Raw genomic sequence first — 25,163 nt, 5'->3', positions numbered from 1 at the left:
GCTCCTACAGTTGTTCGCGCTAATCCGCAAAATCAGGCTCATGCCGCGCCAGGATCCGTTTCACGCTTTCCAGGTGCAATCGCGCACTTTCGGCATCCTCCTCAGCCATCTGCCGGGCTGTGCGCAACAGCACCTGCGGCTCGATGGCCTTGAGCGCTCGCCCGCTGCTCATCGCCTTGAGCTGCACTTCGGCCGCACGTTCCAGGTAGTAGAGATCATCCCAGGCCTGGGCGATGCTGCGGGCCGTCACCATCACCCCGTGATTCTTCAGAAACAGAATATCCGCCCCGCCCATCGACGCCGCGATGCGGTCGCCTTCGCGGTTATCCAGCGCCAGCCCGTTGTAGTCCTCGTCCACCGCCACCCGGCCATGAAACTTCAGCGCTGTCTGCCCGGCCCACAGCAGCGGTTCGCCTTCGAGCATCGCCAGCGCCGTGGCATTGGGCATGTGTGTGTGAAACGCCGCAATGGCGCCCGGCTTGTTCAGGTGCAGCCGGGCGTGGATGTAGAACGCCGTCGCTTCGGGCTTGCCATCGCCTGCAATCACATTGCCGGCGAAATCGCAGATCAGCAGGCTAGACGCCGTGATCTCCTCGAAGCCCAACCCGTACGGATTCACCAGAAACAGCTCGGGATGCCCCGGCACCAGCGCCGAAAAGTGATTGCAGATGCCCTCGCTCAAGCCCAGCCGCGCCGCCATGCGCAGGCTGGCGGCGAGGTCCACCCGGGCGGCGGCGATCTGCGGGCTGTCCAGGTTCGTGTAGTGCCGGTCGTTGCGCGCAGCGCTGCGCAGATCGTGTGCCATGGAGCTCTCCTTATTCGTTCGCCCAACCCTTGCCGCGAATGTAGTCGGGCACCTGGGCCAGGTTTGTCAGCGTCGCGTCAGGAGTGTAGTCGGGCAAGGGTCTGCGGCGAGTGCCGCGGTCGATCCACACGCAACGAAAGCCCAGGTCCCGGGCCACTGTCAGGTCCAGATGGGGGCTGGCGCAGATGTGCAGCACCTCGTCCAGATCCACATCCAATTGCTCATGGGCATGCCGGAACAGGCGGTGATCGGGCTTGTAGGCTTGCGCCTGTTGCGCGGTGATCACGCGGTCGATATGGCCGCCAAGCTGGGCCACGTTGCCCTTGATGATGTCGTCATCGGTGTTGGACACGATGCACAGCTTGAAGCCCTGGGCCTTTAGCCACTTCAAGGTCTCGGGCACTTCAGGGAAGGGCGGCATCTGGCCGATGCGGCGAATCAGGCTTTCGGCATCTTCGGGCTCGCAGGGCAGGCCGAGCTCTTCCAGGGTCAGGGACATCGACTGGCGGGAAATGTTGGCGAACGAATGGTGGGGTGGCGTCTGTTCCAGGCGATGTTCGTGGCGGTCGTAGATCTCGATGAAACGGTCGGCATCCAGCGCCGGGCTGCCTTTGCGCGCCAGCAATTGACGTACGCAGTCGAGCAGGCCTTCGTCCCATTGGATCAGGGTGCCGTAGCAGTCGAAGGTCAGCCAGCGGGGGCGGGGAGTGGTCATGGTCGGCTCCAGATCGAAGTGTTGTGAGGCCACTCTAGACGTTCGTGGTTTTGATCGTAAAATTAAATTAAGATCAAAAAATAAGTTGTACTTCGAATTAAGAGGATGAACGCCATGTTTGATCTGGAACTGCTGCGCACGTTCGTCAGCGTGGTCGATTCAGGCGGCTTTACGAAGGCTGGCGAGCGGGTCAACCGCACCCAGTCCACAGTCAGCCAGCAAATCCGCAAACTGGAGGAAGCGCTTGGGCGCCCTCTGTTGCTGCGCCAGCGGGCGAGCAAGCACATCGAGCTGACCGAAGACGGCGAGCGCCTGATCGGTTATGCCCGACGGCTGGTAGCCTTGGCGCTGGAAGCCCACAGCGTGTTGTGTGGCGATGGCGAGGTTGGCGTGGTCAAGCTGGGCGTACCCGAAGATTTCGACGTGCAGCGCCTCATGGCCTTGCTGTCCGGCTTTGCCCGGGAGCATCCGCGCATTCGGCTGGATACCGTCAACGGCCTGAGCGTCGATCTGCATCAGCGCCTGGAAAACCGCGAGATTGATTTGGCGCTGGTCAAGCGTGATCGCGGCAACAAGCAGGAACCGGCACTGGCGAGCTGGCCAGAACAGGTCAACTGGGTGGCGGGATGCAAGATGGACGTCATCGACGATCCCGTGCCGTTGGTGGTCTACCCCCAGGGCTGCATCTACCGAAACCGTATCGTGCACGCCCTGGAGTCGTCCGGGCGGCGCTGGCGCGTGGCGTTTGCCAGCCAGAGTCTGGTGGGCATTCAGGCGGCAGTGTCTGCTGGGCTGGGGATCAGCCTGCTGCCTGCGTCGGCCATGTTGGTCGATCATCGTTTGCTGGGCGTGGAGGAAGGGTTTGCGGCGGTGCCGCCCAGCGAGCTGGCGCTGGTGGCGGCCAACCGGATGCTGACCGATGTGCAGCGCACCCTGGTCGAGTACATGAAGGGGCAGATGACAGGCAATTGATACAGGCAAAAAAAAATCCGCGCAGGCCCAGAACATCAGGGCACCACGCGGATCGTCTACGACTCGGTCAGTGCATGAAAAGTGCGATCAGGATAATCACCGGGATCGGCACACCCAGGAACCACAGCAGTAATGAGCGCATGATGTTTCTCCTTGATCAGCGAAGGGTAGAAGTGCTGGCGTAAGCACGGGTTTCAACGTAGGTCACGGCGTCACGGCGACGGCCACCCCAGATAGCGGCGAGGCTGGCGACGAAGGCACCGCAGAGCAGGGCGACGAAGGTCCACAGCGCGGTCATGGCGGCGACTTTGGCTGCAGTCTCGGCGGCTTGTTGGGCTTTGAGTTTGGCGTCAGCCACGGCCTGCTTGGCTTGACCGTAAACCTGATCGACACGGGCCTGGGCGTCGGCCTGGCTCAGGTTGGTACGTTGCGAAACCAGTTGGGCCAGGTAGTTGCGGTCTTCGGTTGCCAACTGACCATCGTTGGCCAGGGTCTTGGCGAAGATGCGCACCACCACCCCGCGTGCCGCGTCATCGCTGACGGCTGCAGGGCGGTCGTCGCGGAACAGACTGTCGACGAAGTAGCCATATTGATCGGAGCTGGTGTTACCGGCGGCACTGCCGGCTGCAACCGCTGCGGTCCCGGCAACGCCTGCTACTGCGCTGGCACCGGCTTTGACGCCGCTGCCGACGATGCCGCTGACCGAACCCACAATCAGCACTGCCGCAACCAGAGTCGCAATGGCCCAGGACAGAAAGCCGTGGGCGGTGTCGCGGAAATACACTTCATCGCCATGCATGTTCGACCATTTCACTCGCAGGCGGCCGGCCAGATAGCCACCAAGGCCCGAAGCGATGATTTGCGTCAGCGCCAGCCAGATCACGGTGGAAATGCCCAGGGTCTTGGCGCTGGCCCCTTCACTGGCCCACGGCGACATCGCCGAGAAGCCCAGCCCGGAGCCCAGCAGTACCAGAATCAACGATAAGGCAGCGGCGCCCGCGGCGCCGGCAAAGATGGCAGCCCAGGACACGCCTGAGGCAGTGGAGGGTTCTTCTACGTCGGCAGGATAGGAATCAGGGGAAACGTTCATCGTGTGCTGCTCCATGCGAATAGGTGTTGCAGGAGCTAATGCACCGGCTGTGCCAGCGGTTGAAATAAGAAATTGCTTTATAAATCAGTAAGTTAACTTATGGGGTATGCAGTCCTGTTCATGCAATTTGCATGACAGGCCAGGGTTGCGGTGGCGTTCTGCCCGGTTTGTAGAAGTTCAGCCTGATCAAGGGATTGCACGATGTTTTTCGCGTTGATCGAGACCCGCTAGAAATATTCTGGCACTCATTTTCTGAAGGGTTGTCCTATGCAGTCCGCTCTTACGGGCTTCCTGAACGCAGAACCGCAACATATATATGCATTACCCGCCTTTAGGCTAATGTCCCGGTGCCAGCGCATGACCTATAGTTTGCGCACGGCCCACCGATCTCCGAGAGGTTTACCACCATGTTCGTGCACCGCCCCCTGGAAGAAAAAGACATCCCGGCCGTCTGCGACATGCCTCAGAGCATCGACGAGCTTTTCTACATGTTCCCCAAGGCCACCTTTCCGCTTACCCCTGCGCAGCTGAAAGATTCGATTGAACAGCGCTCCGACAACACGGTGATCGAACTGGACGGGGTAGTGGTCGGCTTCGCCAACTTTTCCCGCTTCGACTTCCGGGGCCGCTGCTCGATGGGCAACGTCATCATCGCGCCCCATGCCCGCGCCAAGGGCGTTGGCAGGTACATGATCGGTTGCATGATGGAACTGGCCTTCGGCAAACACGAGGCCAAGGAACTGACCGCCTCCTGCTTCAACCACAACGTGCCGGGCCTGTTGTTCTACCCCAAACTCGGCTTCAAGCCCTTCGCCATCGAAGAACGCCAGGACAAGAAAGGCGCTCGCGTGGCATTGGTTCACCTGCGCCTGCCCCGCGAATAACTATCACGAATTGCCACTCGTCGGTCAGCCTTACAGTGGCCGACGAGCGGTTCAATGTCTTTTGCGCCAATTCCGGGCCTGTTCAGCCTCCCCACTGCTGACCCTCGAACGAATCCGCTCGTTTTTTCCACTGGTTACTGCTGATGAATCGTTTTTTCGAAACGAGAAGACAGTTAACCGGCGCCACAATTCACTGTTTTTCAGCTGTTTGCTTCCGGTTTGGGCCAGGCGTATAACTTGGGTTATTCGCCAATAACCATGAGGTTCTTGAGGCGAATCGAGCGATGGCATCCCCACGCAAGTGGGTTACTGGGTGTTGGCGAGTGACTGTTACAAGTTATGACAGGAGTCGCCTCGGGAGGATATAACTAATGATTGCATGTACGCTTTCCAACCTTGAACTACGCAGCATAATTGAAAGTGCGTTTCTGCCGATGCGTTGCAACTGCACCGTGATGAGTGACTCCATGACGGTCGAAGTGATTGACCCGCTCACCGAGCGCGTAGAGCTGCTGGCCAGCGGTATTGCGCTGGAGCGGCTGGACAATAGCCGCGCCCTGTGCGAACTGATCGGCGAATTGCGCGCCGACCTGAACAATTCGCGCTACCAGCAGCGACATGCGCTGGCAGGCTGAATGACGCGATGTGTTTTACGTATACCAGGGTTCACAGACCGACGCCCATGATGCAGTGCATGTCATGGGCGTTTTTGTTTTAGCGCCTCTGGCGAAAGATGTTAGTTGATCAAGGCTTTGGGTTTATCACTTTCGATAACTCCACCCCCTCCTATATATTTCTGACCTATCCCCGCAATAGCGTTGAACGAATGACGCGACCGCACTCAAATGAAGTGTTCCAGAATCTGGATAATGTCTGCCGGGATGCGCGTTCCATCGGCGGCAGGAGCAGGGCATCTGCACGTAGATCTGGAATTACGCTCGCATACCTTTTATCTTAAGCCCGCACAGGGCGGCAGGCCGCCGGTTTCGCTTAACACCACACAGACAGGGGAATGCATGGCTGACTACCAGCCCGATGCCCGTGAAGTGCCGCAGGGGTCGGACCTCAGGGGCGATGTTTGTCGACGCAAGGTAATGATGGGCGTTGGCTTGCTGATGGGCATCGTCGTGCTCTGTGTAGCAGCCATACTCCTCATGCTGCAGCGCCTGGAAGCGAGGAACGCCAGTTTCCAGCCCCCCATGACCGCCCTGGAACGCCAACGCCTGCTGCCGCCCGACCCGGTGCTCGACACGGCACCGCAGATTCAGGGCTTGCGCTATGGGGAGCAGCCCGGGCTTATTGGCGACGACCTGGTGGCACCCGAGGTCCAGCATGTCAGCCACGGCCCGTTAGGCCAGGCTCCGGCGCTTGAGGGCGGCAACCTGCATGCCGACTCGGCTGCAGGCCTGCAACACGCCAGTCATTTGCAATAACGCCCCCGGCACCAGCTCGTGCGATCAATGCACGATGCGGTGGTGCTCATTTTCAAACAACAGCCTGAATTGTTCTTCGCCATTGTGCTCGATCGCGTAGTGCTCGCGGATCGGGCCGGCTTCGATCCTGCCGTCCAGTGCCACGCGGATGATGGCTGACTTGGGCAGGTAATCGGGCACTTCACCAATGATCGTCAGTTCCCTGAAGCTGTGGCCGTCCATCTCCACCGTGGCCAGGCGAACCCTGCACGTCGCCTGCATGGGAATAGGGCCAAACAGGGTGTCACGTGAATAGTCGATTTCGGCAATGCTGGACCGACGGTTTTTCTCAGCATTCATGTTTGCGACCTCCATATCCGTTCAAAAGTGGTACGAGCCAGACAGTGGAACCGGGCGGGCCGGGAATAGTTCTGTGTTTTTGCCGGCAGGTATGACCATCCATCGACTGCACTGGCGAGGCAGCGGCTTTATTTCGGCGAAAAGCGGCTTTTATGGCGTCATTAATATGCCTGCGCCTCAATGGACGGAAAACCGGCTGGAAAACATTCTCATCCGGATAATAAGCAGGCTAATGATGTGACAGTTTTCCGACAACTAGCAGCCAAGTTTGCGGTTCGATTAATCGCAAGTTGATAAAAAAATGAACGGTTGCGATTTTAAAAATGTATGGAGATATTCAGCGCCTCTGAAATAATGGCGTCAAAAAATAAAATCGTTTTAAAACAGTATGTTGAACACTCAGATTACACAAAACGAGATTTTCTCGAAAATTTGACACCTTCCGGGTTTTTTGAAACTATCACCCTACGTAATTCTTCTTGTAATAGTTTGAAATAAATTTTGACCCGTTACCGATTGCGCGCCTGGAAGTCCCGAACCAGAGCGCTTCGCTAATGGCGGTAGCGTCTCCCAGGTCCCCGCAGAAGTGATTTCAGGGCGACGCCAGGTGATCGATTCCTCTTCTTAGTGGCGCTGCCGCGCACTTGCTGCCGTTTTCAACCCGCTGCCCTTATGGTCGGTGTGCGGTAGTCATGCCCAAGGTTTTCTGCGGTACATGTTTTGTATCAAGTTAGACATGTTCGTATCAAGTTACACATGAACGCAAGTTGCTTTAGAGCAGGCGGTTCTTTGCGCCTGTTACACATTGTCCCGGACGCATTTTGGGCTGCGCTCAATGCATCGACCTCGTTTGGAGTCAAGATTATGTATGGAGATCATCTGGAAACCGTTTGCGGTTGCGTAGTCGGTGGTGCCGGACCGGCAGGGATGGGGCTGCTTTTCAATGCATTGAAAAGCGGAGCCATGCCGGAGCTGGCCAGGGAAGGCCTGATCATTGTCGATGCAAGCCCCAACCCGGGTACGGGTCGCCTGGGCGACTACAGGATCACTGCCAACTCGGTAGGCGATGTGTTCCTCGATTGCCTGCGCGATCCGGCGCTCAAGGATGTGTTCGAACCCCTCGAACACTCTCCGGCGTATTGGCGTATCCGCCGTCAGGCCCAGAGCGCGCCGCAACTGGCGGATGTGGCCGAGTTGCTCGCCGAGGCCTCGACACTGGTGCTCGACTTCATTGTCGAGCATTACGGTGTGAAGCTGTGGACCAGCACCACCATCACCGAGGTGGTGCACGAGGATGACGGTTATCAGGTCTGGGTCGAATCCCAGGGGCACACCCGGCGCATCCGTTGCCGGGCGCTGGTGCTCAATCTGGGCGGGCGGCAGGATCCGCAAAACCTGCTCGACAGCCTTGCCGACCAGGGCCTGGCCGTTCCACCCACGGCCAAGGTTCAGAGCGCCGACGAACTGCTGCGCATGAACGCTGTGCAACTGCGCGATTTCTTCGCCCCAACGCTGGCGCGCAAGGGGCGGATCAGTGTGGTGGGCGGTTCTCACAGTGCCTTCTCGACGCTGGAAAACCTCGCCGACGCCCTGGAATTCGCCGGCATGGACGAAGTGACCCTGGTGCACCGTTCGCCGATCCGGCTGTTCTACGAGACCGCCCAGGCGGCGACAGACGCAGGCTATGCCTTCGATCCGGTCAGGGATGTGTGCCCGGTATCGGGGCGCGTCAACCGCTCCGGCGGCTTGCGCTACCGTGCGCTGGATGTAGGACGTGAGGCATTGGCCAACGGGCATGTCGGCAAAACCGGTGTCAGAGTGCATCTGCTGCAGACGCTGAACGGTCCCGAGGGTCAGTACGAACTGGCGCGTCAGGCCTTGGCGGAGTCCGAGGTGGTGGTGCAGTGCACCGGCTACCAGCCGCTGTTGCCGCCGATGAATTATGTCGCCGGTGGCGCGATCAGCCTGATGGAAGTCAAGGGCGGGGTTGATTCGGACCCCGCCGGCTGCCCCCTTGATTCCAACGGCCAGCGCCTCTATGGCCTGCACCTGTTCGGGCTCGGTGCCGGGCTTGGTGTCGATCCTCGGCTGGGCAGCGAAGCGTCATTCGACGGCCGTATCTACGGCGTCTGGCAATTCCACCATGACGCCAGCGGGGCTGTAATCGATGCCGTTCTGGCGCGGCTGCAGGAACCGCTCGCTCGGCCCGTCGCCGTCAGCCGCACGCTGGTGGCCAGTCGCGAAGAGCAGCGCCAGCCGTTCCTGTGGCCGGTGCTGGCCAACGCGCAATCCTGACTCTCCTTGCAAGACTTGCGTCCCGAACCGCCTCTGGTGGTTCGGGATTTTTTTTGCCTGATGTTTGCGCGACGCAGGTTTATAGCCTTCAGCAATGTCGTGGGAAAACAATATGTTGGTCATCATTCAATTTTTGGATAGAGTGCGATCCTTCATCTATTCTGGGGTGTTCGTACCCTCTTCATTGACTCCACAAGGAACCGACAGAACATGCGCATTTTGATCGTGGGTGCAGGGGCGATTGGCGGCTACTTTGGTGGTCGGCTGCTGGAGGCGGGGCGCGACGTGACATTCCTGGTGCGCCCGGGGCGTGCCGAAGAGCTGGACCGCGACGGTCTGATCGTGCGCAGTCCGCTGGGCAATATTCTGTATCCATCGCCGCCCCACGTCATGACGCCGATGCTGGATCAGGTGTTCGATTTGATCGTGCTCAGTTGCAAGGCCTACGACCTGGATGCAGCGATGGAGTCCTTTGCCGCCGCCGTGGGTCCCGCGACCTTGATCCTGCCGCTGCTCAATGGCATGGCGCATCTGGATCGCCTGGCGGCGCGGTTCAGTCCTGAGAACGTGCTGGGCGGGCAGTGCCTGATTTCCCTGGACCGTGACGCCTCGGGGGCGATCCTGCACCTGAACGACACCAACCAGTTATCGTTCGGTGAGCTGAGCGGCGCCTTGACCCCACGGATTCTGAAAGTCGCCGAGGCGCTGGCCGACGCAGGATTTGCCGCAAACCTGAGTCAGCAGATCGTTCAGGAGATGTGGGAAAAATGGTGTTTCATCGCCACCGGCGCAGGCATTACCGGCGCCATGCGCGCGAGCATTGGCGATGTGATCCAGAGCGGGGGCGAGCCACTGATTCTCAAGTTGCTGGCCGAGTGCGCCAGCGTCGCCGAGCATTCCGGTTATGCGTTGCGCAGCGAGGTGCGCCAGCGATTCGAGACGATGCTGACCACCAAGGGCTCGAAGATGACAGCGTCCATGCTGCGGGATATCGAGCGGGGTGCGCCGATAGAGGTCGACCACGTGATCGGCGACATGATCGCCCGTCGCGCCGCTTCCGACAGACATGCGAAAGCGGGCATTACGGTGCTCGATTACGTGAACCTGCACCTCAAGTCCTACGAAGCGCGGCGGGTGAGGGAGCAGCGGTAGCGGTGATCTTGCGAACGCCCCCGCCCGTGGGAGCGCGCTTGCCCGCGATGGCGGTGTGTCAGCTTGCAAATCCGTGACTGACCTACCGCTCCCGCCGGCAAGCCGTGCTGCTACGGTTGTGCTTACGACATCAATCCCGTAGCAGCCGGGCTTGCCCGCGGGAGCGGTGTGTCAGCTTGCATAATCGTGACTGACCTACCGCTCCCGCCGGCAAGCCGTGCTGCTACGGACCGTGCAAGCAACGCACTTTGGCTTTACCCCTTGGCCTTCGCCAGCTCCATGATCATCCGGGTCAGCAGGTAGATCCTGGGCGATACGCTTTCCACTTCGGCATATTCCTCCGGTGTATGAATATTGCCGCCGACGATGCCGAAACCATCCAGGGTCGGCACGCCGACGCCCGCCGAGAGGCTGGCATCCGCTGCGCCGCCGCTGCCTTCGATGGTCAGCTTGCGGCCGATTTCGCCATATATCCCTTGCGCCATCTCCACCAGTTTGTCCGATTCAGGCGTCTGCGGCATGGGCGGCAGGCCGCGATCCAGGTGGGTGGTCACTTCGGTTTCCGGGATCAGCTTGTTGGCCGAAACCCGGGCCAGGTCTTTCTCGATGCGATCGAATTCCTCGGGCACTGCGGCGCGTACGTCGCCCTTGGCTGTGGCCTGATCGGGAATCACGTTGACCCGGTCGCCAGCGTTGAGCACCGTGAAATTGATGGTGGTTTTCTTCTCGGCATCACCCAGCTTGCCCAGTTGCAGGATCTGGTGCGCCACCTCCATCGCCGCATTGCGACCGAGCTCCGGCGCGACACCTGCGTGGGACGCCTTGCCCTTGACTTCGACCACCGCAGTGGCGCTGCCCTTGCGCCACACCACCAGGCCATCGGCGGGGCGGCCGGGTTCCAGGTTCAGGGTCACGTCATGCTGTTTGGCGACTTTCTGAATCAGCTCGGTGGCGGCTGCCGAGCCGGTCTCCTCGCTGGCGTCGAGCAGGAAGGAGATTTGCGCGTAGTCCTTGAAGTCGATGTTCTTCAGAATTTTCAGCGCATAGAGTCCGGCGATGATCCCGCCCTTGTCGTCCATGACCCCAGGACCGTAAGCGCGACCATCCTTGATATGGAAGGGCCGTGCAGCTGCCGAGCCTTCCTTGAACACGGTGTCCATGTGCGCCATCAGCAGGATTTTGGCCTTGCCGGTGCCCTTGATTGTGGCCACCACATGGCTGCTTTTGTCTGGTGCGGTGTTGGGGAAGGTTTCGATGGTGGCGCCGAGTTTCTTCAATTCCTCGACGGTGATGTCGCGCACTTGGGTAAGGCCCGGTTCATAGCCTGACCCGGTGTCGATGTTGACCAGTCTTTCCAGCAGTTTGAGGGCTTCGTCCTTGTATTTGTCGGCATCGGCCTGAACCTGTTTGTTCGGCTCGGCAAAGGCCGGGGAGGCGACGGCGAAGGTGAGGCCAAGGGCAAGGGCGCTGGCGAGCAGCGAGCGGGAAAACGATGACGGCATGGGTCTGTCCTTGATGTTGTTTTTTGAAAACGCCCCCTTACCCTAGCGTCTTGTACAGGTTTGTGCATGTTGGAATGCGACCTGTCCCCAATCCATCCGCCCATGAACACACCACACATCCCGTAGCAGCCGGGCTTGCCCGCGGGAGCGATCTTCAGGCCGCCCCCGCCTGTAGGAGCGCGCTTGCCCGCGATGGCGATCTTACGAACGCCCCCGCCGGCAAACCGTGCTGCTACGTGGACTGTGTTGCACGCACCGCCAAGCGAACCACTGCCTCGACCAGCAGCGCCAACCCCAACGCCCCGGCGCCAATCAGAAACAGCAGCCGATGATCCCCGCCGCTGGCATTGAACAGCATCGAATACCCATACCCGGACAGCGCCTGCATCAGCGCAAACACCGTGGTCGCGCGGCTCCACGCGGCCCCTTGGGCGCCGGCATCCTGGGGCAGGAGTTCATGAACCCGCGCCAGCACCAGCGGCACGATGCCGGGCGGAAAGCTGCCGATGACCAGCGTCAGCGCCGCGATCAGCAGGCTGCTGTGGGAGCTGTACAAAATGCCGACCACCAGCGCCTGCACCACCAGCACAAGGCGAATGCCCCGCACCGGTCCCAGCCGGTCGGCGATGTAGCCATACAGCATGGGTCCTGCCAGCGCACCGACGCCATAGACGATCCAGTACAGCGCCCCGACGTGAGCACCCAGCCCCAGGTCCCGCGCGACGAAATCCACAAGGAACACCATCAACGGCACCAGCCCGATCGCCATCAGGCCGAACTGCAGGTAGGTCAGGTTCAGAAACAACACATGACGCGGCGGGCGAGGTGTCTGCACTGCCTGAACAGAGGCCGGTCCCGTTGTCGTCGTCTGCGCATCAACCTGTGGCCAGCCGCTCCAGCTGATGGCCGTCAGCACCGCGCAGAACGCCGCCAGGCCCAGCCAGGTGATGCGCAATCCCATGTCCAGCAGCAGCGGCACCAGCGTACCGGACGCGGCGATCCCCAGGCCCAGCCCGAAAAAGATCGCGCCACTGGCCAGCCCCTTGCGCGTGCCGGGAATGTGCGGCAGCACGGTGGAGGCGACCAGCACCATGATCGCGCCACCGGCCAGCCCGGAAATGAACCGCCAGGCGAAGAACCACAGGGTCGACAACGGCACCGCACAGCCAGCGAACGACAGCGTCACCAGCACCATCATCAGGCGCAGGGTGGTGCGATTGGAAAACCTGCGAGCAACCGGGCGCCCCAGCAACGCGCCGATGAAATAGCCGGCAAGGTTTGCGGCGCTGAGAATGATGATGTCGGAGGTGGCGAACCAGTGGTTCTCGATCAGCGGCGGAATCAGTGGTGTGTAGGCAAAGCGCGCCAGGCCGATGCCGACCAGGGTGGCGCACAGCCCGGCGATGATGGCGTGCCAGGGGATGGCAGAGCGGACGGGCGCATTGTCCGGGGATGACGTATCCAGCGAAACGGCTTCGGGCTGCATGTTGCTGACCTCGGGAAGAGATAGGAGTCTATGTTTGACAGCGGTGTCATGTTTGTCACTCTAGTCAAAATTGACAGGCTTGACAAGAATGAGGTCAACTCATGGCTCGCAGGTGGATCGAGACGTCGATTCCACGGCTACTGAAAAACGCTGGAGAGCAGGGCAATGGCGGGTGTAAGACAGTTCGACGAAGACAGGACACTGGATCTGGCGATGAACGTGTTCTGGCAAAAGGGCCTGAGCGCGACCTCGATGCAGGATCTGGCCGAAGCGACGGGGGTGTTGCGCGGCTCGCTGTACAACGCCTATCAGGGCAAGGAGCAACTGTTTCTCAAGGTGTTCGATCGCTATCGCCAGCGCATGACCGCCAGCATGGCCCAGGCGCTGGCCGAGCCGTCGATCCGCGTGGCGCTGGAGAACTTCTTCGAGTTCATCATCAGCTCGATGATCGAGGGCACCCCGACCCGAGGCTGCCTGACCACCAAGACGGCGGTGGACGGTATCAGCGAGGTCGATACCATTCGCGTAGCGTTGCAGGGCATGCTCGATGACATCGAAGCCTTGTTGCACGCCCGGTTCGCCGCCGAGGCGCAGAACGACACGCTGAATCTTCCTGCCGACCAGGCCTCGCGCCTGGTGTCGACCTTCACCCGGGGCGTGGTGGTGATGGAGCGGATCTACCAGGACCCCGAGCGCCTGCGCAGCACCGCAGCCTCGATGGTCCAGGTGTTGGTAAAAGGCTAGACCCGGATCAGCAATGCATCGCCCAGGACAGAAACGTAGAACCTTTGCCGTGAGCTACCCTCAATAATTCAACATCTGTTGTCAGAGGAGAGGCGCACCATGCCGGTCAAGCACGATTTGTACGCGGATTTGAGTATCACCAAAGACGAGCTGCTCAAGCGTCGCAGCAAGGATGCCAAGCTCGATCATCTGGTTGGTCAGTACGACGCAATCGACGCCGACATCGTCAAGGCAGAAGCCGGATCGTCGGGCGATGTCTCGGACGACCAGCTCAAGAAGCTCAAGGAAAAGCGCCTGCTGGCCAAGGACAAGATCGTCCAGCAACTGATGTAGGGTGTTTGCGTCATGTGACGCGCTGAACACGAGCGGCGAGCTGTCCACACGAAGCTCGCCGTTTTGTTTTCAGCACATATCGAGAACTGTTCGCATCACGTGCTATAACTAAGCGCAGGCCGCGAAATAGAGCGGTCGCGTGGCTGTGCAGGGTATTAATTAATGTATGAAGTTGTTACTTATACAGATGTTAGTTGGCCAGAGAGTGAACAGTGTCACGCTAATGGATCCAAAAGTTACGCAGAAAAAAACGGCGTCAGGTTGTACGCCGTTTAATGAGCCTGCCACGGGTAGCGGCAGACTAGTGACTTAGAAGATGAACCGCAGGGTCATTGGGGATCTTGGTTAGGCGCGATCTCGGCTTGAATACGTTTGTAGATTTCTTCACGATGAACTGAAACGTTCTTCGGGGCGTTGATGCCGAGCCTGACCTGAAGGCCCTGTACGCCCAGAATGGTGACGGTGATTTCGTCACCGATGTTTATGCTTTCGCCGACTTTGCGGGTGAGTATCAACATAATCTTTTCCTTGATGGCCTCTTGAAGCGCCTCTACCAGGAGGCTGGCGTTAGCCTTTTGGGTGGTGTGGTTGCCGAGTGCATCCCAATGTGTCCGTCACTATGACGTCACAGGTATGCAATTAATTCCCCAGGTTCATCTTCTTGTCATTGGAATGGTCGCTCCTGAGGCCAGACGGCATGCGAATTTTGCCTGCTTTTGGCAGTAAATCCCCGTAACAATTGGCTATGGGGCTGATAGCCGAATCCGGGGCGGCGCCTATTGCACACTTCTTTCGCATTTATTGCAAAGCGCTCGTGCAGGCAAGTGATGAAATTTTCATTAGATTGCCTGTGAGCGATCTCCTAAAGGAGTGTAGGAGAGTTCCGAATTGCGTGACGTCAAAGTGATGCGACTTTAAACGAAATGGCTACAGGCTGTCTCTGGGCGTGTATCGGCAGGCAGGGGAGATGTGCGCGCGGCACAAATGAAATGCCCACCGCGAGGGTGGGCATTGTCACGCTGGAGGGTAGGTCAGACGACCAGCGACAGCAGCATGATGAAGATGATGCCGACCACCGAGAGGATGGTTTCCATCACGGTCCAGGTCTTCAGGGTTTCAGTGACGGTCATGTTGAAGTACTGCTTGACCAGCCAGAAACCGGCGTCGTTCACGTGGGACAGGATCAGCGAGCCTGCACCGGTGGCCAGCACCAGCAGTTCGCGGTTCACGCCCGGAATCATGCCGACCACCGGAGCCACGATACCAGCGCCGGTGATGGTCGCAACGGTCGCGGAACCGGTGGCCACGCGAATCACTGCCGCCACCAGCCAAGCCAGCAGGATCGGCGAGATCTGCGCCTGCACAGCCATATGACCGATCAGGTTACCGACGCCGCTGTCCACCAGCATCTGCTTGAAGCCACCGCCGGCACCCACGATCAGCACGATTGCGGCAACCGGCGCCAGGCTCTGGTCCAGCAGCTTGATGATCTGTTCCTTGCTGAAGCCGCGAGCGGCGCCAAAGGTGTAGAACGCCAGCAACAGGGCGAACAGCAGGGCGGCGATCGGGTGGCCGATGAAGTCCATCCAGATGCGGAAGATGTGGCCGGTCGGCAGCGCGACGTCGGCGAAGGTCTTGAGCAGCATCAGGAACACTGGCAGCAGGATCGTGATCAGGGTGATCGCGAAGCTGGGCAGGTTGTCGTTGGTCGATTCCTTGGCGATCTGGTCCATCAATTCCTTGGACGGGTTGCCCGGAATGTATTTGGCGATCCATTTGCCGTAGATCGGGCCCGCGATGATGGCGGTCGGGAAGGCGACGATCAGGCCGTAGAAAATCGTCTTGCCGATGTCAGCGTTGAAGATGCCGATGGCCAGCAGCGGACCCGGGTGCGGAGGCACCAGACCGTGCACCGCGGACAGGCCGGCCAGCAGCGGGATGCCGATTTTCACGATGGACACGCCGCTGCGACGGGCAACGATGAACACCAGCGGGATCAGCAGCACGAAGCCGATTTCGAAGAACAGCGGGATGCCCACCAGGAACGCCGAAAACATCATGGCCCAGTGCACGCGTTCCTTGCCGAAACGGCGAATCAGCGTCTGGGCGATCTGGTCGGCGCCGCCGGAGTCGGCCATCAGTTTGCCGAGCATTGTGCCAAGGCCCAGGATGATGCCGACGAAGCCCAGTACGCCGCCGAAGCCGTCCTGGAAGGATTTCATGACTTTGTCTACAGGCATGCCGGAGGTCAGCCCGAGAAAACCTGCTGCGATGGTCAGTGCTACAAAAGGGTGGACTTTGAACTTGGTGATCAGCAGCACAAGGCCGATGATGGTCACCAGCGCATCCACTAGCAGATACGTGTCTTGAGTCATACCAAACATGGGGTGTCTCTCCGTTGTATTTTGTTTTTTTGGAGCTACTGCAAAGCGCTATCGTTCACTGCCATGTGTACACAAAAAGACAGCGCTATCTTTGTCGCTCACGCCGGATCTGCGATCAGGAGCCGGTGAGGGCGTTGCCAGATGCGGTTTGCGATTCGTCCCACCAGCTTGCCGCCCTGGCACCGATGGTCTCGATCGTTTGGGTTGCGTCGACGACCAGGGTGCGGTCTTCGCCGTAGGGTGGTTCCAGGGTCGCGAACTGGCTGTCCACCAGGCTCGCCGGCATGAAATGCCCCGGCCGGTGCGAGCAGCGCTCTGTGGCAAGCTCCTTGGTCAACTCAAGAAACACAAAACCCAGGCCCGGCACGGATTCACGCAGGCGCTCACGGTAGATGAGCTTGAGGGCCGAGCAGGTCAGGACCGGTTTTTCACCGTTACGCACCGCCTGCGCGACTTCTTCGCCCAGGCGAGTGAGCCAGCCTGCGCGGTCTTCGTCATTGAGGGGGTGGCCGGCGCTCATCTTGTCGATGTTGGCCTGGGGGTGAAAGGCGTCGCCTTCGATCAGGCGTCCGCCACTGTTCTTGGCAATCTCGGCGCCGACGGCGCTTTTGCCACAGCCGGAAACACCCATTACCACGAGGGCAGAAATAGCAGTTGGAGCAGTCGTCATAAAAACCTCGCCCCAGAGACAGCGCTGTCTTTGCCAGATGGTGTGCAACACCGGCAAGGCTGTTTCCGGGTGTAGTCATTGTTATGGGTATTACGGTCGTTCATGAGTCACTCGACCTCGGCCGTGAACACGGTCGAAGAAGGTTGCGAGACTCCATGGGGTAGCGCTACCTTAGAGCCCATTCGACACAATCGCAACCCCTTCGCCTTTCCTTCCATTCAGTTGGCAACGCATGACTCGCATTGGTTCCCGCTCCACTGGTCGTCCCACCCTTAACGAGGTCGCGAAACTGGCGGCTGTTTCGCCCATCACTGCCTCACGCGCCCTGCGTGGCGTGGCGACCGTCGCGCCGGACTTGGTCGAAAAAGTACGCGCTGCTGCGCAGAGTCTAGGCTATGTCGCCAACCCTGCCGCCCGGGCGCTGGCTTCTTCGCAAAGCCAGTCGGTGGTGGTGCTGGTGCCGTCGCTGTCCAACCAGTTGTTCATCGAAACCCTGGAAGCGATTCAGAACGTGCTGCGCCCGCGCGGGCTCGAAGTGGTGATCGGCAACTACCACTACTCGCCGGTCGAGGAGGAGAACCTGCTGCGCAGCCACCTGGCCAACCGGCCACGGGGCATTCTGCTGACCGGATTCGACCGCAGCCCGGCGGCCCAGCAACTGCTGGCAGCCAGTGGCGTGCCCTGTGTGCACATGATGGAACTCGATCCGGCCCGGGCCGAGCCGTGCGTGGGGTTTTCCCAGCAACAGGCCGGTGCGCAGGCGGCGCAGCATTTGTTGAGTCGTGGACGGCGGCGCCTGGCCTATGTCTCGGCGCAGCTTGACCCGCGAGTGATCCAGCGTGGCAGCGGCTTTCGCGGCGTGCTGGAGAAGGAGGGGTTGTTCGACGAAGCGCTGCAGATGGCCTCGCCATTGCCATCGTCCATAGGTCTTGGGGGCGAATTGTTCGCGCGCCTGCTGGCTGAGCATCCGGATGTGGACGGGGTGTTTTTCTGCAACGACGACCTGGCCCAGGGCGCAACCCTGGAAGCATTGCGTCGCGGGATCAGGATTCCCGAGCAGGTGTCGCTGATCGGCTTTAACGATTTGCCGGGCTCGGCGCACATGGTGCCGCGCCTGACCTCGATCCGCACCCCGCGCGAGCAAGTCGGCCAACGCGCCGCGCAATTGCTGCTGGGGCTGCTGGACGGCAATGTCCAGCAGGCTCAGGTGGATCTGGGGTTCGAGCTGGTGGTGCGCGAGAGTACCTGAGTACACCGCGGGATCAATGTCGGAACGCTGACGCCTGTAGGAGCGCGCTTGCCCGCGACCGCGGTGTGTATGTGCCGGATGTACAAACTGACACACCGCCATCGTCCGAATGCGGCCCAGACCAAGCGCGCTCCTACAGCGCGCCTCAAGCCTCTTTCTTGAACGCCAACCGAAACTCGTGCAACAACGGTTCGGTGTACCCGCTCGGTTGCTCCCTTCCTTTGAACACCAGCGCACAAGCGGCCTGGAACGCGGTGGATTTCTCGAAGTTCTCCGCCATCGGCGTGTAGGCCGCATCGCCTGCGTTCTGCTTGTCCACCACCTTGGCCATGCGCTTGAGGGTTTCCATGGCGTCGTGCTCGTGGATCACCCCGTGACCCAACCAGTTGGCGATGTGCTGGCTGGAGATGCGCAGGGTGGCGCGGTCTTCCATCAGGCCGACGTTGTGAATGTCCGGCACCTTCGAACAGCCTACGCCTTGCTCGACCCAGCGCACCACATAACCCAGCAGGCCCTGGGCGTTGTTCTCGACTTCTTCGCGAATCTGCTCCTCGGTCCACTCAGCCTTGGCCACCACCGGAATGCTCAGCAGGTCCAGCAGGATCTGCTCGCTCTCGGCGTTCAGGTCGACCTTCTCCAGTTCCTGTTGTACCGCTTTGACGTCCACCTTGTGGTAGTGCAGTGCGTGCAGCGTGGCGGCAGTCGGCGAGGGCACCCAGGCGGTGGTCGCACCGGATTTCGGATGGCCGATCTTCTGTTCCAGCATGTCGGCCATCTGGTCCGGCATCGCCCACATGCCCTTGCCGATCTGCGCCCGGCCGCGCAGGCCACAGGCCAGGCCGACCAGCACGTTGCTGCGTTCGTACGCCTTGATCCACGGCGTGGCCTTCATGTCGCCCTTGCGCAACATCGGGCCGGCTTCCATCGAGGTGTGCATCTCATCGCCGGTACGATCGAGGAAACCGGTGTTGATGAACGCTACCCGCGCCGACGCTGCGTTGATGCAGGCCTTGAGGTTGACGCTGGTGCGCCGCTCTTCATCCATGATCCCCATCTTCAGGGTGTTGCGCGGGATCTTCAGGGCGTCTTCGATACGGCCGAACAACTGGTCGGCAAACGCCACCTCGGCAGGGCCGTGCATCTTCGGTTTGACGATGTACACGCTGCCGGCGCGGGAGTTGCCGCGGTTGTGCAGGTCATGCAGGGCGATCAGGCTGGTGATGACGCCATCGAGAATGCCCTCCGGAATTTCCTTGTTGCCGTCGTAGACAATCGCCGGGTTGGTCATCAAGTGGCCGACGTTGCGAATGAACAGCAGCGAGCGGCCATGCAGGGTGAGGCGGCTGCCATCGGCGGCGTTGTACTGGCGGTCGGCATTGAGCTTGCGGGTGATGGTCTTGCCACCCTTGACCAGTTCTTCGGTCAGGTCGCCTTTCATCAGGCCCAGCCAGTTGCGGTAGATCACCAGCTTGTCTTCGGCGTCCACGGCGGCGACCGAGTCTTCACAGTCGATGATGGTCGAGAGTGCAGCTTCCAGCAGCAGGTCCTTGATGCCGGCCGGGTCGCTGCTGCCGATGGGACTGGTAGGGTCGATCTGGATTTCGATGTGCAGGCCGTGGTTCTTCAGCAAGATGGCGGTGGGCTGCGCGGCATCGCCTTGGTAGCCGACATATTTTTCCGGCTGCGCCAGAGGCGACTGACTGCCGTTGGCGAGGGTGACCACCAGCGCGCCGCTGTCCACGGCATAGGCGGTGGCATCGACGTGAGAGCCTGTAGCCAGGGGCGCTGCTTCATCGAGCAGGGCGCGGGCGAAGGCGATGACCTTGGCGCCGCGCAGCGGGTTATAGCCAGCCTTGATTTCGGCGCCGTGCTCGTTGGAAATCGCGTCGGTGCCATACAGCGCGTCATACAGCGAACCCCAGCGGGCGTTGGCGGCGTTCAGGGCGTAACGGGCGTTGGCGGCGGGCACCACCAGCTGCGGGCCGGCCTGTTCGCTGATTTCGATGTCGACCTTGCTGGTCGTGGCCTGCACCTGATCCGGTACCGGCTGCAGGTAGCCGATGGAATCGAGGAAGGCGATGTAGGCGGGCATGTCGGTGACAGGGCCCGGGTTGGATTTGTGCCACTTGTCCAGTTGCGCCTGGATGCGCTCGCGCTCGGCCAGCAGTTCGCGGTTGATCGGCGCCAGGTCGTGGACCAGCGAGTCGAAGTCCGCCCAGAAAACGTCCGGGTTCAGCCCGGTTCCGGGAAGCACGTCCTCGTCGACAAAACGCTTGAGGCTGGCTGCCACCTTGAGGTTGTGGCAGTTGACGAATTCGGTCATCTCGGGCTCTCCATCAAAATTGTCTATAACGCGCATTTGTAGGAGCGCGCTTGCCCGCGATGGCGGTGTGTCAGGTTGCATATCCGGAGCAGACACACCGCAATCGCGGGCAAGCGCGCTCCTACAGGGTTATCCTGCGTTGACTGCAGCAACACCCGCCTTGGCCACCTGTGCATCCTGATCGGCCTTCACCCCGGACACACCCACCGCGCCAATGGTTTCGCCGTTCACGATCACCGGCACGCCGCCTTCGAGCGAGGTCAGCAGGGGCGCGGTGACGAAGGCCGTACGCCCGCCATTGACCATCTCCTCGTAGCCCTTGGATTCACGACGGCCCAGCGCCGAAGTGCGGGCCTTTTCGATGGCGATGTAGGCGCCAATCGGGGCGCAGCCGTCCAGGCGTTCGAAACCCAGCAGGTGGCCGCCATCGTCGGTCACGGCGATGGACACCGCCCAGCCGCTGGCTTGCGCCTCTTTACGGGCGGCGGCGAGGATCTGGGTGACTTCGGTCTGGCTCAGTACGGATTTGGTTTTCATGAAGCTCTCCTTTGCAAGTCGGGGTTGATTCGGTGGTCCGGGCGCCTGCCTGTTACACAGGTTGCAGGGCGTCCTCGATGAGTTCGATCCAGTGCTTGACCGGCGTGCGGCCGGCACTGGCAAGGTGGGTCTGGCAGCCGATGTTGGCGGTGGCGATGACCTCGGGCCGGCCGCTCTCCAGGGCATTCATCTTGTTGTCACGCAGTTGTCTGGACAGCTCCGGCTGGGTGATCGAGTAGGTGCCAGCCGAGCCACAGCATAGGTGAGCGTCCGGCACTGCGGTCAAGTTAAAGCCCAAGCGGGTCAGCACTGCTTCCACCGAGCCTCCCAGCTTCTGCGCGTGTTGCAACGTGCAAGGGCAATGGAACGCCAGCTTCTGGCTGGTGCAGGCGCCGAGTTTTTCCAGCGGTTCGGCACGCAGCACTTCCACCAGGTCCTTGGTCAGCGCGCTGATTTTTGCGGCTTTCTCGGCATAGGCCGGATCGCCACGCAGCATGTGACCGTAATCCTTGACGAACGCTCCACAGCCGCTGGCAGTCTGCACGATGGCTTCGGCACCGGCCTGCACGCTGGGCCACCAGGCATCGATATTGCGCCGGGCGCGCTGCAGGCCCTGTTCCTGGGCATTGAGGTGGTAATCCACGGCGCCGCAGCAGCCGGCCTGGGCGATGGATTTGACCGTGATGCTCAGGCGATCCAGCACCCGAGCCGTCGCCGCATTGGTGTTGGGCGACAGGCCAGGCTGCACGCAGCCTTCGAGAATCAGCACCTGCCGCGCATGTTGCCGAGTGGGGCGTGGCTTGGCCGGGCGCACGCTGCCGGGCAGTTTGTCTTTCAGGGTAGAGGGGAGCAGCGGGCGGAACGCATTGCCCACTTGGGTCAGCGCCTTGAACAGCGAGGTGTTGGGCACCACGTTGCGCAGGCCTTCGCGCACCAGCCGCTGGCTCATCGGACGCGGCACGGCGGCATCGACCACCGCACGGCCGATGTCCAGCAGGTTGTGATAATTGACCCCCGAAGGGCAGGTGGTTTCGCAGTTGCGGCAGGACAGGCAACGGTCCAGGTGCAATTGGGTTTTCTCGGTGACTTCCTTGCCTTCGAGCACCTGCTTGATCAGGTAGATGCGCCCGCGCGGGCCGTCCAGTTCATCGCCCAGCAACTGATAGGTCGGGCAGGTGGCGTTGCAGAAACCGCAGTGCACACAGCTGCGCAGGATGCTTTCGGCTTCTTCGCCACGGGGCAGGCGCTTGGCCTGTTCGCTCAGGGTGGTCTGCATGGTTCAGATCTCTGCGTACATACGGCCCGGATTGAAGATCCCGTGGGGGTCCAGTTGTGCCTTGAGCTGGCGGTGGTAGCGCATCAGAGGCTCGGCCAGGGGCTGGAACGGACTTTGATCCATCCCATGGCTGTAGCAGGTCGCGTGGCCGCCGACGGCGCTGACGATGGCGCGGATTTCATCGCCCGACGCATCGGACTTCAGCCAGCGCTGGGCGCCGCCCCAGTCGATCAACTGCTCGCCGGGCAACTCCAGCACGCCGGTGTTGGTGGGCAGCGACAGGCGCCACAGCGCTCGGCCATCGGTGAAAAAATCCAGCCGGTGTTCGTTCAGCGCCTGCCACCAGGCCGGGTCGATGGACTCGCCACCCAGGCGATCATGGGCCGCTGCCACTGACCCTTCACCGCCTTCCAGACGCAGGCGCAACACGCGGCCGTCGTGGCTTGCGGCACTGATCGGCAAGGGTTGCTGGCCCCATTCGCCCAGGCGGGCGAGGGCGTGGGCGCTGTCCATCTCCAGCGCGATGCTGGTGCACAGGCGTGGTTTGGGCAGCACCTTGAGCGACACTTCGGTGAGCAGCCCCAGGCAGCCGAAACTGCCGGCCATCAACCGCGACAGGTCGTAGCCCGCGACGTTCTTCATCACCTCGCCGCCGAATTTAAGGTGCTTGCCAAGGCCGGTGATGACCCGGGTGCCGAGCACGTAGTCACGCACGGAGCCAGCCCACGGGCGACGCGGCCCCGACACCCCGGCGGCGATCATCCCGCCCACGGTGGCATCGCCGACGCCTGCGTCGCTGTAGCTGGGCGGCTCGCAGGGCAGCATCTGCCCGGCCTGGTCCAGCGCAGCGTTCAGTTCGCTGAGCGGCGTGCCGGCGCGTGCGGTAATCACCAGTTCCGTCGGGTCGTAGCTGACAATACCGCGATGGATGCGCGTATCCAGCACTTCCCCGGCCACTTCACGGCCCAGGAACGCCTTGCTGTTGGCACCCTGAATGCGCAGCGGCAGGCCGCTCTGGATGGCCTGGTTGACCTGTTCGAGCAAGGTCTGGCTGGCGTCGCCGTCTTGCGCGGTGGGGTAGGGCTGACGTTCGGCACCCATCAGAAACGCTCCAGTTCAGGGAAGGGCAGCTTGCCCATGTGCACATGCATCGCGCCGAATTCGGCGCAGCGGTGCAGGGTCGGGATGTTCTTGCCCGGATTGAGCATGCCGCTGGGGTCGAAGGCCGCTTTCACGGCGTGGAACAGGGTCAGTTCGTCACTGTTGAACTGCGCGCACATCTGGTTGATTTTCTCGCGGCCCACGCCGTGTTCGCCGGTGATGCTGCCGCCGACCTTCACGCACAGCTCCAGAATCTTGCCGCCCAGCGCCTCGGCGCGATCCAGCTCGCCCGGCTGGTTGGCATCGAACAGGATCAGCGGGTGCATGTTTCCGTCACCGGCATGGAACACGTTGGCCACGCGCAGCCCGTATTCTTCGGACAACGCGGAAATGCCCTGCAAGACGCCCGGCAATTCCCGACGCGGAATGGTGCCGTCCATGCAGTAGTAATCCGGCGACAGCCTGCCTACAGCAGGGAAGGCGTTCTTGCGTCCGGCCCAGAAACGCACGCGCTCGGCTTCGTCCCTGGCCTGGCGCACCTCGGTGGCGCCGGCTTTTTCCAGCACGGCGCGGACCCGGTCGCAGTCTTCGTGAACGTCGGCTTCAACGCCGTCCAGTTCACACAGCAGGATGGCTTCGGCGTCCACCGGGTAACCGGCGTGGATGAAGTCTTCGGCGGCGCGGATGGCCAGGTTGTCCATCATCTCCAGACCGCCCGGGATGATGCCTTCGGCAATGATGTCGCCCACGGCGCGGCCAGCCTTCTCCACAGAATCGAATGCCGCCAGCAGCACACGTGCGACCTGGGGTTTGGGCAGCAGTTTGACCGTCACTTCGGTGATGATCCCGAGCATGCCTTCGGAGCCGGTGAACAGCGCCAGCAGGTCGAAACCGGGGGAATCCAGCGCGTCGGAGCCCAGCACCATACGCTCGCCTTCGACGGTGAGGATGTCGACCTTGAGCAGGTTGTGCACGGTCAGGCCGTACTTCAGGCAGTGCACGCCGCCCGCGTTCTCGGCGACGTTGCCGCCGATGGAGCAGGCGATCTGCGACGACGGATCGGGTGCGTAGTAAAGATCGTAGGGCGCGGCGGCCTGGGAAATCGCCAGGTTGCGCACCCCCGGTTGAACACGGGCGAAGCGTCCGGCGGGGTCGATGTGCAGGATCTTGTTGAAGCGCGCCATGACCAGCAGCACGCCTTTCTCCAACGGCAGTGCGCCACCGGAAAGCCCGGTGCCGGCGCCGCGTGCGACCACCGGCACGCCGCGCTCGTAGCACAGCTTGAGCAGCGTCTGGACTTGCTCGACCCGCTGCGGCAACACCACCAGCATCGGCGTGGTGCGGTACGCGGAGAGACCGTCGCATTCGTAGGGGCGCAGTTCTTCCTCGCGGTGGAGGATCTCCAGGTCCGGCAGGCGTGACTGCATGGCTTGCAGCAACTGCGCCTTGTCGATGTCCGGAAGCGCGCCATCGACGCGTTCGTCATACAGGATATTCATGGTGGGTGTTTCACCCCGTCTTGTTCTTATATGGCTTCTTATATGGGCCCGTTCTGGCAGGGAACGTTCTACGGCTGACTTGCATCATTGGCCGGGTGGGGCTTACTGTCCATGGCAGAAAGCACTGGTCGAACCAGTTTTTTTTGGCATTTGCACAAAGGTTTTTTATTAATCTCCATAATATCAATTAGTTAGACATGTATTCCGTTCTTACTTGTGTCGCATTTATAACTGGTCATACCAGATCGCTTCCCGTAGCAGCACGGCTTGGGGGGGGGGGGGGGGGGGGGGGGTGGGGGGGGGGGGGGGGGGCCACCCCCCCCCCCCCCCCCCGCGGGGGGGGGGGGGGGATGGGACGCCGGGGGAGGAATTTG

The 25,163-nt window shown here is 61.2% G+C and carries 23 protein-coding genes; 9 read left to right on the top strand and 14 right to left on the bottom strand.

Annotated elements, in window-relative coordinates; all coding sequences use genetic code 11:
- Positions 1-19: 19 nt before the first annotated feature.
- Entirely contained in the window at positions 20-805 is a 786-nt protein-coding gene (locus ACIPOO_RS00735) for an aldolase (protein WP_400603697.1), read from the bottom strand.
- Positions 806-815: 10 nt separating this feature from the next.
- Positions 816-1,520 (bottom strand): haloacid dehalogenase type II, encoded by a 705-nt coding sequence (locus ACIPOO_RS00730; RefSeq protein ID WP_400603696.1) that lies wholly within the window; start codon positions 1,518-1,520, stop codon positions 816-818.
- A 114-nt stretch (positions 1,521-1,634) separates the two neighbouring features.
- Here ACIPOO_RS00730 and ACIPOO_RS00725 point away from each other — a divergent pair, with 114 nt between their 5' ends.
- On the top strand, positions 1,635-2,492 hold the full coding sequence (locus tag ACIPOO_RS00725; protein ID WP_400603695.1) for a LysR substrate-binding domain-containing protein: 858 nt from the start codon (positions 1,635-1,637) through the stop codon (positions 2,490-2,492).
- A 157-nt stretch (positions 2,493-2,649) separates the two neighbouring features.
- Here the strand turns inward: ACIPOO_RS00725 and ACIPOO_RS00720 are convergent, their stop codons facing one another.
- Positions 2,650-3,582: a hypothetical protein gene (locus ACIPOO_RS00720; protein WP_400603692.1), complete on the bottom strand. Its 933-nt coding sequence runs from the start codon at positions 3,580-3,582 to the stop codon at positions 2,650-2,652.
- 407 nt (positions 3,583-3,989) lie between these two features.
- Here ACIPOO_RS00720 and ACIPOO_RS00715 point away from each other — a divergent pair, with 407 nt between their 5' ends.
- The 3 genes from ACIPOO_RS00715 (at position 3,990) to ACIPOO_RS00705 (ending at position 5,899) form a co-directional block, all read left to right on the top strand.
- Entirely contained in the window at positions 3,990-4,466 is a 477-nt protein-coding gene (locus ACIPOO_RS00715) for a GNAT family N-acetyltransferase (RefSeq protein ID WP_400603690.1), read from the top strand.
- Between the two features lie 371 nt (positions 4,467-4,837).
- A complete protein-coding gene (locus ACIPOO_RS00710) occupies positions 4,838-5,101 on the top strand; it encodes a DUF1652 domain-containing protein (protein WP_274131860.1) in 264 nt (87 codons plus the stop codon).
- A 381-nt stretch (positions 5,102-5,482) separates the two neighbouring features.
- On the top strand, positions 5,483-5,899 hold the full coding sequence (locus tag ACIPOO_RS00705; RefSeq protein ID WP_400603687.1) for a hypothetical protein: 417 nt from the start codon (positions 5,483-5,485) through the stop codon (positions 5,897-5,899).
- A 24-nt stretch (positions 5,900-5,923) separates the two neighbouring features.
- On the opposite strand, the gene ACIPOO_RS00700 is transcribed toward ACIPOO_RS00705, so the two are convergent.
- A complete protein-coding gene (locus ACIPOO_RS00700; RefSeq protein ID WP_400603685.1) occupies positions 5,924-6,238 on the bottom strand; it encodes a hypothetical protein in 315 nt (104 codons plus the stop codon).
- 864 nt (positions 6,239-7,102) lie between these two features.
- On the opposite strand from ACIPOO_RS00700, the gene ACIPOO_RS00695 reads away from it, so the two are divergent.
- Positions 7,103-8,533, top strand: coding sequence for a pyridine nucleotide-disulfide oxidoreductase (locus tag ACIPOO_RS00695; protein ID WP_400603683.1), 1,431 nt, complete (start codon positions 7,103-7,105; stop codon positions 8,531-8,533).
- Between the two features lie 210 nt (positions 8,534-8,743).
- Positions 8,744-9,685: a ketopantoate reductase family protein gene (locus ACIPOO_RS00690; RefSeq protein WP_400603681.1), complete on the top strand. Its 942-nt coding sequence runs from the start codon at positions 8,744-8,746 to the stop codon at positions 9,683-9,685.
- Positions 9,686-9,939: 254 nt separating this feature from the next.
- Here the strand turns inward: ACIPOO_RS00690 and ACIPOO_RS00685 are convergent, their stop codons facing one another.
- The gene (locus ACIPOO_RS00685; RefSeq protein ID WP_400603679.1) at positions 9,940-11,187 is read right to left on the bottom strand and encodes a M20/M25/M40 family metallo-hydrolase; all 1,248 of its coding nucleotides are present in this window, start codon (positions 11,185-11,187) and stop codon (positions 9,940-9,942) included.
- Between the two features lie 232 nt (positions 11,188-11,419).
- A complete protein-coding gene (locus ACIPOO_RS00680) occupies positions 11,420-12,673 on the bottom strand; it encodes a YbfB/YjiJ family MFS transporter (protein ID WP_400603677.1) in 1,254 nt (417 codons plus the stop codon).
- 165 nt (positions 12,674-12,838) lie between these two features.
- Here ACIPOO_RS00680 and ACIPOO_RS00675 point away from each other — a divergent pair, with 165 nt between their 5' ends.
- Positions 12,839-13,417, top strand: coding sequence for a TetR/AcrR family transcriptional regulator (locus tag ACIPOO_RS00675; RefSeq protein WP_400603675.1), 579 nt, complete (start codon positions 12,839-12,841; stop codon positions 13,415-13,417).
- A 99-nt stretch (positions 13,418-13,516) separates the two neighbouring features.
- Positions 13,517-13,750: a DUF465 domain-containing protein gene (locus tag ACIPOO_RS00670; protein WP_274131872.1), complete on the top strand. Its 234-nt coding sequence runs from the start codon at positions 13,517-13,519 to the stop codon at positions 13,748-13,750.
- Positions 13,751-14,079: 329 nt separating this feature from the next.
- Here ACIPOO_RS00670 and csrA read toward each other — a convergent pair whose 3' ends face one another.
- The 3 genes from csrA to ACIPOO_RS00655 form a co-directional block, all read right to left on the bottom strand.
- Complete coding sequence (gene csrA, locus ACIPOO_RS00665; RefSeq protein ID WP_274131873.1) at positions 14,080-14,268, bottom strand: carbon storage regulator CsrA; 189 nt, start codon at positions 14,266-14,268, stop codon at positions 14,080-14,082.
- Positions 14,269-14,781: 513 nt separating this feature from the next.
- Positions 14,782-16,134, bottom strand: coding sequence for a GntP family permease (locus tag ACIPOO_RS00660; protein ID WP_274131874.1), 1,353 nt, complete (start codon positions 16,132-16,134; stop codon positions 14,782-14,784).
- A 115-nt stretch (positions 16,135-16,249) separates the two neighbouring features.
- Entirely contained in the window at positions 16,250-16,765 is a 516-nt protein-coding gene (locus tag ACIPOO_RS00655) for a gluconokinase (protein WP_274131994.1), read from the bottom strand.
- A gap of 271 nt (positions 16,766-17,036) precedes the next feature.
- On the opposite strand from ACIPOO_RS00655, the gene ACIPOO_RS00650 reads away from it, so the two are divergent.
- Positions 17,037-18,053: a LacI family DNA-binding transcriptional regulator gene (locus ACIPOO_RS00650; protein WP_274131875.1), complete on the top strand. Its 1,017-nt coding sequence runs from the start codon at positions 17,037-17,039 to the stop codon at positions 18,051-18,053.
- A 145-nt stretch (positions 18,054-18,198) separates the two neighbouring features.
- Here ACIPOO_RS00650 and ACIPOO_RS00645 read toward each other — a convergent pair whose 3' ends face one another.
- The 5 genes from ACIPOO_RS00645 to glcD all read right to left on the bottom strand — a co-directional run bounded on the left by ACIPOO_RS00645 (position 18,199) and on the right by glcD (position 24,789).
- Positions 18,199-20,376, bottom strand: coding sequence for a malate synthase G (locus ACIPOO_RS00645; protein WP_400603672.1), 2,178 nt, complete (start codon positions 20,374-20,376; stop codon positions 18,199-18,201).
- Positions 20,377-20,505: 129 nt separating this feature from the next.
- Positions 20,506-20,913, bottom strand: a complete 408-nt coding sequence (locus ACIPOO_RS00640; protein ID WP_400603670.1) for a heme-binding protein — start codon at positions 20,911-20,913, stop codon at positions 20,506-20,508.
- Between the two features lie 52 nt (positions 20,914-20,965).
- Positions 20,966-22,189, bottom strand: coding sequence for a glycolate oxidase subunit GlcF (glcF, locus tag ACIPOO_RS00635; protein ID WP_400603668.1), 1,224 nt, complete (start codon positions 22,187-22,189; stop codon positions 20,966-20,968).
- A 3-nt stretch (positions 22,190-22,192) separates the two neighbouring features.
- Entirely contained in the window at positions 22,193-23,290 is a 1,098-nt protein-coding gene (gene glcE / locus ACIPOO_RS00630; protein ID WP_400603666.1) for a glycolate oxidase subunit GlcE, read from the bottom strand.
- Positions 23,290-24,789, bottom strand: a complete 1,500-nt coding sequence (glcD, locus tag ACIPOO_RS00625) for a glycolate oxidase subunit GlcD (RefSeq protein WP_274131881.1) — start codon at positions 24,787-24,789, stop codon at positions 23,290-23,292. The genes glcE and glcD overlap by 1 nt, the downstream gene beginning before the upstream one ends.
- Between the last annotated feature and the right edge of the window lie 374 nt (positions 24,790-25,163).

The sequence above is a fragment of the Pseudomonas sp. NPDC090201 genome, from assembly GCF_044746825.1.
GTDB lineage: Bacteria > Pseudomonadota > Gammaproteobacteria > Pseudomonadales > Pseudomonadaceae > Aquipseudomonas > Aquipseudomonas putida_AD.
The sequence above is the reverse complement of the archived record's forward strand: the minus strand, read 5'-3'. Positions and strand labels throughout refer to the sequence as shown.